Origin of the sequence: Nocardia sp. NPDC046763 (assembly GCF_040645495.1) — a bacterium.
Lineage (GTDB): Bacteria > Actinomycetota > Actinomycetes > Mycobacteriales > Mycobacteriaceae > Nocardia.
Genome location: NZ_JBEYYI010000025.1, coordinates 38,789 through 50,084, shown reverse-complemented (window position 1 = coordinate 50,084; position 11,296 = coordinate 38,789). Strand labels below are relative to the sequence as shown.

At 67.3% G+C, this 11,296-nt stretch carries 9 protein-coding genes; 3 read left to right on the top strand and 6 right to left on the bottom strand.

Going from position 1 to position 11,296, the window contains the following annotated elements:
* Window positions 1–439: 439 nt before the first annotated feature.
* Window positions 440–1,792, bottom strand: a complete 1,353-nt coding sequence (locus tag ABZ909_RS32330) for a GAF domain-containing protein (protein ID WP_357007239.1) — start codon at window positions 1,790–1,792, stop codon at window positions 440–442.
* Between the two features lie 340 nt (window positions 1,793–2,132).
* Between ABZ909_RS32330 and ABZ909_RS32325 the strand changes: the two genes are divergently transcribed.
* On the top strand, window positions 2,133–3,374 hold the full coding sequence (locus ABZ909_RS32325) for a cytochrome P450 (protein WP_357007318.1): 1,242 nt from the start codon (window positions 2,133–2,135) through the stop codon (window positions 3,372–3,374).
* Between the two features lie 119 nt (window positions 3,375–3,493).
* Here the strand turns inward: ABZ909_RS32325 and mftF are convergent, their stop codons facing one another.
* A complete protein-coding gene (gene mftF / locus ABZ909_RS32320) occupies window positions 3,494–4,891 on the bottom strand; it encodes a mycofactocin biosynthesis glycosyltransferase MftF (protein WP_357007237.1) in 1,398 nt (465 codons plus the stop codon).
* 428 nt (window positions 4,892–5,319) lie between these two features.
* Between mftF and mftR2 the strand changes: the two genes are divergently transcribed.
* A complete protein-coding gene (gene mftR2 / locus ABZ909_RS32315; RefSeq protein WP_357007235.1) occupies window positions 5,320–5,940 on the top strand; it encodes a mycofactocin system transcriptional regulator MftR2 in 621 nt (206 codons plus the stop codon).
* Window positions 5,941–6,011: 71 nt separating this feature from the next.
* Window positions 6,012–7,067 carry a ferredoxin--NADP reductase gene (locus ABZ909_RS32310; protein ID WP_357007233.1) on the top strand — a complete coding sequence of 352 codons (1,056 nt, stop codon included), beginning with the start codon at window positions 6,012–6,014 and terminating at the stop codon, window positions 7,065–7,067.
* Between the two features lie 108 nt (window positions 7,068–7,175).
* Here the strand turns inward: ABZ909_RS32310 and ABZ909_RS32305 are convergent, their stop codons facing one another.
* From ABZ909_RS32305 to ABZ909_RS32290, 4 genes are all read right to left on the bottom strand, one after another.
* Window positions 7,176–7,763: a transglycosylase SLT domain-containing protein gene (locus ABZ909_RS32305; protein ID WP_357007231.1), complete on the bottom strand. Its 588-nt coding sequence runs from the start codon at window positions 7,761–7,763 to the stop codon at window positions 7,176–7,178.
* 328 nt (window positions 7,764–8,091) lie between these two features.
* A complete protein-coding gene (locus ABZ909_RS32300; RefSeq protein WP_357007228.1) occupies window positions 8,092–8,850 on the bottom strand; it encodes a DNA alkylation repair protein in 759 nt (252 codons plus the stop codon).
* Window positions 8,851–8,905: 55 nt separating this feature from the next.
* Complete coding sequence (locus ABZ909_RS32295; protein WP_357007226.1) at window positions 8,906–10,012, bottom strand: hypothetical protein; 1,107 nt, start codon at window positions 10,010–10,012, stop codon at window positions 8,906–8,908.
* Window positions 10,013–10,127: 115 nt separating this feature from the next.
* The gene (locus tag ABZ909_RS32290; protein WP_357007315.1) at window positions 10,128–11,273 is read right to left on the bottom strand and encodes a lipase family protein; all 1,146 of its coding nucleotides are present in this window, start codon (window positions 11,271–11,273) and stop codon (window positions 10,128–10,130) included.
* Window positions 11,274–11,296 lie beyond the last annotated feature (23 nt).

The window sequence follows — 11,296 nt, the reverse complement described above, 5'->3', positions numbered from 1 at the left end:
GGCGAATTGCTATGTCGACCAACGGTTTCGGGCATCACGAAATAGACCTGGGTGCGCTCGGCTGACGAGGGCGCACCAGGCCGCGAAAAATCGCACCGCCCTGGGTGATTCGACGAATGCGCGGCGAAATCCGCGCCTGATCCAACTAGTGCTCGAAGCGGCCGGGCCTACTGGCTCTCCGGCCGGGATGCGAGTGCCTCCGGGTCATCGCATCCGGGGTGTCCTACTGCCGATCTCCTCCAACTGTCACCTGCATCACAGGGATGCCGTTCATGCATGTGGACACTAGGCGTTTACACAATAAAAAGGAACTTTTTCCCGAAAAAAAGTTGGACGAGCGTCTAGTTGGCCGACAGCCTCGCGCCGAGAACGCGATAAATGTGGGTACGACCACATGACAAGGCCGCGGTGTGACTGACCACACTTTCGGATGTGGAGACTATGAGTCGAAACGTTGCAACTGCGTTGCATCGGCGCCCATGCGCCGATCCAGCACGCGAATCTTGGCCTCGATCTGCGCATACAGCGGAGACTCACGATCGACGGTGGCGCGATAGGCCGCCCACGCGGCCGCATCGTCACGACCCTCGGCACCCGATGTCCACCGACTCAAGACCGAAGCGTCGCCGGAACGTAATACAGCGGTGCGCAGACGCACTCGCAATTCATCGCGAATGTCTATAACTCCCGGCGCCGTGGAACGCGGCAGCACCGGACCCGCGTACAGCCGCACCGCAGAATCCACATCCCCGGAATCCAGCGCGGCGCGCAGCGCCTCCACATCGGTGGCGATCGGAACGCGCAGCCGGTAGGGACGCGAGCCGAACACATTCGACCCGACCACCGAACGCAGCCGCGACATGGCCGCGCGAATGGTGGCATTGTCCAGATCGGCGTCGTCCAGCAGCAAGGCCAGGTGATCCGCCGACAGTCCCTCAGCGTGCTCGGCCAGCAGCAGCAGAATCTCGGCGTGCCGTTGCGACAGGGGGACTCGCTCCCCCGCCACCGTCAGCTGCGGCTGCCCCAGCCCGAGCACCTCCAGACCCAGCCGCTCCGGCGCCGGGGCATCGGCGTTCGAACGGCGATCCTGGCCCGAACGGACCGCGGCCAGCAGCAGATCCATCTCCGCTGCCGTTGCCGCCGCCTTCACCAACGCCAGGATCTCCGGGCGCGCCACCCGCACCCCGCCGGCAATCATCAGCACGCCCACCAGGCGGCCGTCCGGATCGTGCACCGGCGCGGCGGCTCCGGTGATCTGGTGCATGCGGTGCAGGAAATGCTCCGGGCCGTGGATCCAGGCCGCGCGGCCGGTGCGCACCACCAGGCCCACCGCATTGGTGCCCACCCGGCGCTCGCTCAGGTCATTGCCCTCGCGCAGGCCCGCCTCCGCGGCCGCCTGCACCCGATCGGCATTGCCGTGCACCGAGAGCACACGGCCGAACTGGTCGGCCACCACCACGATCAAACCGGTGCTGGTCGCGTCGCGCAGTAATAGCTTGTCCACCAATGGCATGACCGAGGCGATCGGATGCGCGTCACGGTAGCGCTCGAGGTCGGCGCCGCGCAGGCCACGACCGTCTCCGTCGTCCATCGGATCGACGCCGCCGCGCAGACTGCGCAGCCATGACTCGAGCACCATCGGCCGCAGCAGGCCGGGCAACTGCCCCAGTTGATCCCCGCCCACACTGAGATATCCGTGCGCCTGGGCGGCATATGTTTCGAGCGCCCCGAGCTGACTGCCCGGTTCGACGCCGTGGTTGGGTTGCCCACCACCTGCGAGATTGCTGACCATTTGCCTTTCTTTCCGCCCCAAAGAGTACCGGCGCACCGAAGACCTCAAGGCGGAAGCCGGACGTTTGTCCGACAGGTCACACGCCAACGGGCGCCTCACGGAATGTGAGCTGCGTCTATTCGCCTCCGTTACGCTCCGGCGAGCCGCGGGGAGGTTGGAGACGGTCGCGGCCCTCGTGACCCCGATTCTTCCCTCCTACGCTCCGTCAGTCCAGAATCGGGGCGGGCCGCGAATTCAGCATTTGCATCTGAATGTGGTGGTTGCTTCGGCGAATCAGATTGTGGCGCTCTGCTTTTCGCGGCCGTCTACTTCGTCGAATGCGCTGCCGGACAGCCCGGCACTGTGCCAGGGTGGGTCCGTGGAGGACATCGACCTGACCGACCTCGACCGCTTCGCGCACGGCTTCCCGCACGCGGTCTTCGATCATCTCCGCGCCGAACGGCCCGTGTGGTGGCATCCACCCACCGCGCACACCCCATCCGGAGAGGGCTTCTGGGTGATCAGCCGGTACGCGGACATCGTTGCCGTCGCCGGCGATTCGGCCACCTACTCCTCCGAGAGCGGCGGCGAGCGCGCCGGCGGGGGCACGCTCATCGAGGATCTGCCCGTGGACTGGGCGGTCGGAGTGCTGCTCAACATGATGGACGACCCCCGGCATGCGGGAGTGCGGAAGCTGCTCATGCCGAGCGTCGCGCCGCGCACCCTGAAACTGATCGAGGACGACCTCCGGGAACGGGCCGCGGCCATCGTGGACACAGCACTGGCCGAGGGCGAGTGCGACTTTCTCCTCGACCTCGCCGCCGAACTCCCGCTGCAGGCGGTCTCACAACTGCTCGGGGTGCCGCAGGCCGATCGCCACCAGCTCTTCGGCTGGGCGAATGTGGCGCTGGACTACGACGATCGGGACCTGGGCGAGGCCACCGCGCGCACCCAGCGAGCCGTGGCCGAGACCCGGGCCTACGGGGCGAAACTCTTCGCCGCCAAGACCGCCGCACCCGCCGACGATCTGATGTCGCTGGCCGCCCACGCGACCATCGACGGGCAGCCGCTCACCGATATGGAGAAGGCCATGCTGTTCAGCCTGCTCATCGCGGCGGGCAGCGAGACCACGCGCAATTCCATCGCCGTCGGCATGCTCGCGCTCATCGAGCGGCCGGAACTCTGGCGGACGCTGCAGGAAGACAGTTCCCAGCTGGACTGCGCGGTCGAGGAAATGTTGCGCTGGGCCTCCTCCACCTCCTACAACCGCCGCACCGCCACCCGCGACACCACACTCGGGGATCAGCGAATCCGGGCCGGGGACAAGGTCACCCTGTGGTGGACCTCCGCCAACCGGGACGCGAGCGTCTTCCCCGAGCCACATCGCTTCGACATCACCCGGCGGCCCAACCCGCACCTCGCCTTCGGGCGCGGCGGCCACTTCTGCCTCGGATCCAACCTGGCCCGCATGGAGATGCGCGTCGTCTTCGACGCCCTCCTCGACCGCGTCGGCACCGCCGAACTCACCGCACCCGTCGAATACACCCGCAGCAACAAGCACACCGGCGTGCGGCACATGCCCGTCCGCCTGACGCCCAGATGAGCACCTGGCCCTCGGCGTGTTCACCCTCGCTCCGGACGGGCGCAACACCACGCTCGAGATCTACTACCGCTGAACATCCCGGCGGCAGCATCGAATTCAGTCCGGGAGCAGCATCGAATTCAGCTCGTCGGCAGGGTCGGCTTCAGCGCCGCCGCGCTGCGAATGCGAGCCGCACCCCACCACAGACCCGTCCCGTAGGCGACATCGTCCAGCCGCCGGCACAGCACGTACCGGATCGGATCCAGGCTGCCCGGCTCCCGGTGGGTGAACCAGTCCGCCAGGCCCTCGGCCATGGCCAGGGTGAACGCGATATGACGGACCCGCCGCGAGCACAGCATGCCCAGCAGCGTGATCGGCCAGTAGTGCCGGCACATGGCCGTCGCCAGACGCCACACACCGCCGGTGAAACCGCGCGTCATGTAGATGGCCGCCACCCGGGTCGGATTGTCCAGCCCGGCGAAGACCCGGCGTAGGCGGACCAGGGTCGCGCTCAGCGTCAGCAGGCCGCCGAACACACCCCAGCGCAACATCGTGCCCAGGAGCACCGCCGACACCGCGGTCCAGATCGGTAGCGACAGCGGTGCGGCCAGGCCCGGATGCCGCTGGGCCAGCGGCGCCACACCGGTCCCATGGGTGACCTTGTGGGCGAACCACTTTCGCAGCGACACCGGATTGCTGTGCGCGACCCGGGCGGCCGGTTCGTAGCGCAGCCGCCAGCCCGCGCGGTCGAGCCGCCAGCACAGGTCGACATCGCCGCCCGCCGCCATGGTCTCGTCGAACCCGCCCTCGCCGAGCAGCGCCAGCCGGCGCACCAGTACCGCCGAACTCGGCACGTACGGCACCGGGCCGTGCGCGTGCACCGCCGACTCACGGCGGCCGCGATGCACCGAGCCGCGGGTGTGCTCGTAGCGGGCCAGCAGGGTGGAATCCGGGTCCATGGCCAGGATGCGCGGGGCCACCAGCGCCACCCTGGGATCGCTGAAGTGCCCGAGCATGACCTCCAGCCAGCCGGTGCGGGGCACCACCTCCGGGTCCAGGAAGGCCACGAATTCGGTTGCCGCGGCGCGCAATCCGAAATTGCGGGCGGCGGCCGCCCCGTGCCGGCGATCGCGGCGCAGCACCGTGATCCGGCAGCGGCTTCTGGCGTCCGGAATCTGCACCGGCTGATCCGAACCGTCGTCCACCACGATCACCGTGTGGCCACGCAGCGCCGACAGCAGCCGCGATAGCTCGGGAGCATTGTTGTGCACCGGCACGATCACGGTGACGTCCTCCAGCGACGGCAGCAGCCGCGGGCGCGGATTCGCGACGCCGGAATCGAGGAGACGTCTGGCAACCCGAGCCGACGCGGGGTCGGTCACCTCGAGGTACCCGTCACCGATCAAGGCCGCAGCTTCCGGAGCGAGCCGTAGCAACCTCGTTGGCGTGCCGCCGACCAGGAGCCGTCCACCGGAATAAGTGCGCACCCTGGGATCGATTCGCACCCCGAAACCATCGGGAAGGCGATCATGGCGCATTCCCGAATGCTAAGTCAGCCAACCACTGGCAATGATGATTGGCGCGGTGTGTTTAATTGCCCTTCGCTTCGCTCCGGGCGGGTTCGCGGCCACGGCGCAGGTCTATGGAGCCGCGGTCTCGATTCTTCCCTCCTCCGCTCCTCCAAGGCGCAGGTCTATGGAGCCGTTCGCTCCCCCGCTCCGAGGCGAAGGTCTATCAAGCCGCAGTCCGGAATCGAGACGGCCGTGAACCTCTTGGGTTACCGCTTCGGCAGGTTGTCGAGGAATGAGGATCTCCAGCCGGGATTCAGCCTTGTCCATGCATCGGACCGTAGCTCGACGGCTGATGCGGGGAGCGCTCTACACTGCGGGAGGAAACTCGGGAGTTGAACAGGTCGGGGACGGAAATCCGTGCCCGTGGTGGTCGAGGCGGTATGGGAGTCGGGCGCATGCAGACAGGCGGGGGCGGTAACACCCTCTCGGAATCCGAGATCGTCGAGGCCGCCCTGCGGGTGGTCCGGCAGGACGGTGTGGAGAAGCTGTCCATGCGACGGCTCTCCCGCGAACTCGGAGTTTCACCGATGGCCCCCTATTACTACGTCGCCGACAAGCGCGAGCTACTCGATCTGGTCGCCACCGCCGCCCTCACCGGCGTGCGCAAGCCGCCACCCGAATTCGGTACGTGGCAAATGCGATTGCGGGATCTGATCGACCAGATCGACGAGAAATTGCGCAAACACCCGGGTCTCGGCGACGTGTTGATCGAACAGATGCTCGGCAAACAGCTGGACCTGATCGCCGCTGTCATGGAAATCCTCTTCGACGCCGGTTTCGACGAGCGCAATGTGCTCTCCGCCTACGCCACCATCCACACTTATCTGTTCGGGCGCTCCAAGGTGAACCCGCGCGACCGGGCGGGCCTGCTGGACCGGGTGCTCCCGGAGGCGGTGGAACGCGCTACCAAACACCTGGCGGATCTGCGTGGCAAGTACTCCTACGACTTTTCGATGGACGTACTGATCGCGGGCCTGGAAGCTCAGCTTGTCCGGCAGCGGGACAGCCACGTATAGTCAAACTAGAACACGTTCTAGTTTAGGTAGACTGCACCGGCTGCCCACACCGCCGGGTTCGAGAGGACACTATGACCACCGTCGACGTACCGCACAGCTCGCGATCGGCCGTGCTGCGGGTCTCCGCGGTCATCAACGAGACGGCCGACTCCTGCTCGCTGGTATTCGACGTGCCCGAGGACCTGCGTGAGCGCTTCACCTACCAGCCGGGCCAGTTCCTGACCCTGCGCATCCCCAGCGACCTCACCGGGTCCGTCGCCCGCTGCTACTCGCTGGCGAGCTCGCCGCACACCGACGACAAGCCCAAGGTGACCATCAAGCGCACCGTCGACGGCTACGCGTCGAACTGGGTGTGCGACAACGTGAAAGCCGGCGACTCCCTCGAGGTGCTGCCGCCCTCGGGCGTCTTCACCCCCAAGAACCTCGACGAGGACCTGCTGCTGTTCGCGGCCGGCAGTGGCATCACACCCGTGATGTCCATCCTCAAGTCGGCGCTGGCCCGCGGCGACGGCCGCATCGTGGTCGTCTACGCCAACCGCGACCACGACTCGGTCATCTTCGCTCGGGAACTGCGCGAGCTGGCCGACAAGCACCCGCAGCGGCTGGTCGTCATCCACTGGCTCGAGCACCTGCAGGGCCTGCCGACCGCCGACGCCTTCGCCACCCTGGTCGCGCCCTACGCCGGCCACGAGGCGTTCATGTGCGGTCCCAAGCCGTTCATGGACCGCGTCCACGACGCCCTCGGCCAGCTCGGCATGCCCCGCAATCGCACCCACGCCGAGGTCTTCAACTCGCTCTCCGGCGACCCCTTCGCGGAGGTCGCCCCGACCGAGATCACCGCCGAGGAGGCCGCCGACGCCGCCAGCGTCGAGGTCGAACTCGACGGCGAAACCCACGAAATGACCTGGCCCCGCAGCCAGACCCTGGTCGACATCATGCTCTCCAAGGGCCTCGACGTCCCCTACTCCTGCCTCGAAGGCGAATGCGGCTCCTGCGCCTGCACCGTCCTCGAAGGCGAAGTGGAAATGGAAAACGCCGAAATCCTCGACCCCGAGGACATCGCCAACGGCTACATCCTCGGATGCCAGGCCCGCCCGGTGACGGATCACCTGAAGATCCAGTTCTGACGAGCCCGCGAAAAGCGAAATGTGGCCGCCGCGTCGAAAACGCGACGGCCACATTCTTATTCGGGGGTGCGGCACTGAACCCCGGAGAGCCACCGAAAGTGGTGCTACCTAGTACGCCGAGAAGACGTTGTCGATGGAGCCGTAGCGGTGCGACGCGTAGTTGCAGGCGGCGGTGATGTTGGCGACCGGGTCGTAGATGTCCCAGGACGTTCCGTCGACGTGGTACGCCTGGAAGGTGGGATCGATCACCTGGAGCAGGCCCTTGGACGGAATGCCCGCGGCGGCATTGGAGTCGTACAGGTTGATGGCCCGAGGGTTGCCACCCGACTCACGCTGGATGTTGCGGAAGATGCCGTCGTAGCTGCCGGGAATGCCGTGCTGGCCCATGACGAAGAGGGCGTTCTGGATCCAGCCGTTCAGGTCGTCGGCGAAGACCGGGGGGAGGGCCTGGTTGAACGGGGCCGGGAGGCCCTGGAGGGCCTGACGGACCTGGTCCTGCTGCGCAGCGGGGAGGCCGCTGTCGAGCTGGGTGGCCTGCTGCTGGACCTGCTGGGCGGTGGCCTGGAACTCGGGTGGGACGCCGTTGATGTCGGCGGCGGCCGGACCGGCGGCGATCACGGCCGAGACGGCCAGGGCCGCGGCGGCTGCGCCGGTGATGGTCTTGACGGGCTGGGCGAACAGGTTTCGTTTGATCATGGTGATAACAGGCGCAGAGCTCACCACGGCGGGCACCCGGAGGGACTCGCCGATGCACTGCATGGGTTGTGATGTGCAAGTGGCGGAACGAGATTCGGGATATTTCCCAGCTATCACCGTTCAGTCACGCTCCCGCCGAAGGCGGCGGTCTCTGCGTGGTAGTCACCGGCTCATTTCGAGCTGGTATCGGCCTTCACCGACTGATCACAGACTGATCTCGTCAGGTAAACGCAAACCAAACACAAGATGAACACTCGGTGCGAACTGACCGAGTGGTTCGTCACAGCAATTCTGCAGCTTCGCCCGACGCGCCTATTCCGCCCCCGGATCACCGCTGAGCGCGGTACTTCGCACGCTGGTCGGGAGCCAGATGCTCGGTCGCATAACTCAGTGCGGTACGGCCCATATCCGCCGCGTGCACATCCAGAAATCCGATGAGAATCGCTGAATCCACCCGCTTGCCGATCTCCCGCAGCATCCAGCCCACCGCCTTCTGGATCAGATCGCGGCGATCGGAGAGCAGACGCTCACACAGCTCGAGCGTGGTCGCGGTATCGCCCTGCTTGATGAACGCGAAGGTGGTCAGCAAGGCCACCCGCCGCTCCCAGAGCGAATCCCCGGCCGCGAATTCGTCGAGCAGCTCCCGCGAGCGTTCGAAAAGCCACGGGCCGAGAATGAACTCCGCCGAGGCATCCACCAGATCCCAGTTGTTCACCCGGCCGCGGCGCACGGCCGCCACATACAGATCGACGATCTCCCGCTGCCACGCCGCATTGTTCCCGCGTTTGCGTGTAGCCCCGGCCATTTCGCCGTTCAGAATCACCAATCCGGCCAGCCGGTGCTCGTGCACCGGACTGTCGAGCAACAGATCGATCTCCGAAAGCGGCAGGCCGGCAAATTGTTTCACCGCCTTCCGGGTCTGCGGAACCCGGACGCCGATGAATACATCCCCTTCTCCGTACTCACCCGGCCCGGTCTTGAAGAACCGCTGCAAATGCTCCGCGTCGGCCGGATCGGCGGATGCCGCCAATTCCGCCTGCACCGCGGCCGCCGTCAGGGCTTTCGACGGCACGTCGGTTCCGCTCATCGCGCCTCCTGCGTCCGCGAGCCGGAGAGAATGTCGATCGAATCCTAGATCTATATCAAGCGGTTTCAGCCGCGGCCTGTAACAGCACCTCGCCGAATTTCCGCATGTGATCCGCTCCGCCGTACCAGGCCGCCACCAATTCCACGGCCGCTGTGCGGGTGCGCCGCGCCACGTCGGCCAGTTCGGAGACGGTGATCTCGCCGGATTCGACCGCCGCCGCGGCCACGTCCAGATCGTGGCTGGCCACCAGCAGCCGCATGATGTGGTGCAGATCGATGGTGGCGTCGCCGGTCCGGAACTCGGCGCCGGCCTTGGCCTCGGCGGTTGTCGAATCCGGCTGCGCCACAGCGTGTTCCGGGGCCGCACGCCGCCGGGACTTGACGCTCGCCGGACGCTCGGGCTCGGGCAGGGGATCGGGCACGCTCTCCCGCAGCGAGGCCGCGACGGCCTCCAGGCTTTCGATGCGAGCGGAGCTCTCCATGTGGGCTGGGCTCTCCAAGCGGGCGGGGCTCTCCAGCCGGGCCGGCGGCTCGGGGTCCGGCGCGTGCCGACGACCGGTGGGGGCCTCCAGGTCGGCGGGCCGGCTCGCCGCGAAAACATCCTCGTGCGCGCCGGAATGGGCCGCGAACGGCGAGCCATTGGCCACGGGGCGCACCGCGATCGTCTCGTCGGCCACCACGGGCGCGGCCGCGTAGAGCTCGCTGTCGAGGGCGGCACTGGCGAACGATCCGCTATCGGACGTGGATCGGGCATAGGGCGACCCGTTTGTGGCGGGTCGCGCGGCGAAGGGCTCGCCATTGGTGGCGGGCATCGCGAACGGTTCACTGTCGGTGGTGATCCGAGCCGAGAACGGCTCGCCGTCGGCGGCGAGCCGGGCGGCCACCGCCTCCGGGTCCGCGGTGCGCTGCGGCAGGTCGGGGGCGATCCGGCGCGGCAGCGCATCGGGTTCCGGTGTGGCGCGCAGGGTTACAGGCGCGGTCGACCACTGCACCGCCTGCTCCTGACCGTTTCGGACCGGGCCGGCGTGGCCGCCGGTGTCGATGCCGGTCAGCACCTGGTTCGGCGACGTGCCCGGTGACGGGGTATCGGGATGGGTGAGTCGGTAGCCCGGCTGGCGCGCGGGGCGCGAATCCCCCGGGCCGGTGGCGAAATCGGCATCCATGGCCGACATTCTTACCGGCCCGCGGGAACGCGTGCGACTCGGGCCAGGGCCGGGGCGTCTACGCGGTCACGGCGAAACCGGCTCACGACCAACGGTATTGGGGCATTGATACCGCTCAGCAATTGCTCGGAGCGGGTTCGCCGCGCAGCCGCGCGTCGATCCACTGCAGCACGGCGGGCAGTTCCAGCACCGCCGCCGACAGATGCTCGGGGGACGGATTCAGATCCATCTCCAGCTGCACCCCGGCCGCGCAATAACGATGATCGGTATTCACGATGGCGTCCACCGGAATCAGCGGATCACTCGGCGAATGCCATTCGAAGATGGGCGTATTCGGCACCCCGTCGTACAGTTCCAGACTGTTCTCCTGCAGCACCGACATCACCGCCGGATCGTCGATCAGCGAGGTGCTGGCCGCGAATTCGGGCGCACTGTGCCCGGCGCCGATCGCCATGATTTCATTGGCGCAGCCATTGGCCATGGCATTGCGCGCGGCCAGCCCGGCCGCGTTCATCTGGGTGCTGATCGGCAACCGGTCCGGATACTCCCGCTCCAATCCGATGGCCGCCGCCATCGCCAGCCCGAACACCGGATGCGGTTGCAGGCCAAGAGCGTTCACCATCTTCACCAGATTCATCGGCACGCCACCCGTGGCCGCGCCCGCGATCCCCAACTCCGGCGCATAGCGGGGCGCGAGCGCCGCCGCCCACGCGGTCGCCATGCCGCCGCCGGAATATCCGGCCATCGCCACCCGGCTGTTCGCCACCGCCAATTCCGGCAGCCGCTTCGCCGCGCGAATACCGTCCAGGGTGATCATCCCGCCCAATCTGGCTGCGCCGTAGGCGGAATTCGGGCCCAGATGATCCGGCAGCGCCACCGACCAGCCGCGCCGGAGCGCCACATTCAGCGCGACCGCCTCGCGCACCTGCAGATTCGGGTCGTCGGTGTACAGCACCCGCGACACCGCACATTCCGAGCCCAGGCTGTTGATGATGTGCTGATACGACAGCAGCGGCCCGTCCGGCTGGTGCTCGCGCGGGGTGAGCACCGTGGTGACCGCCGCGATCGGACCACCCTCGGAATTCGTGGAACGAAATTTCACCATCGTGACGGTGGTCTCGGGAAACATCGGCAGCGGCGGCATGGGCCGCACCGCCAACACGTCGCCCGGGTTATGGCCGGCGATATCGGCCGGTTGCGCGTAGAACGGATCCGGATCGGGCGCGGGGTAGATCGGATCCGCGTGCACCGTGGGCGTCATGCCCGCGAGCGCGAGACCCGCCG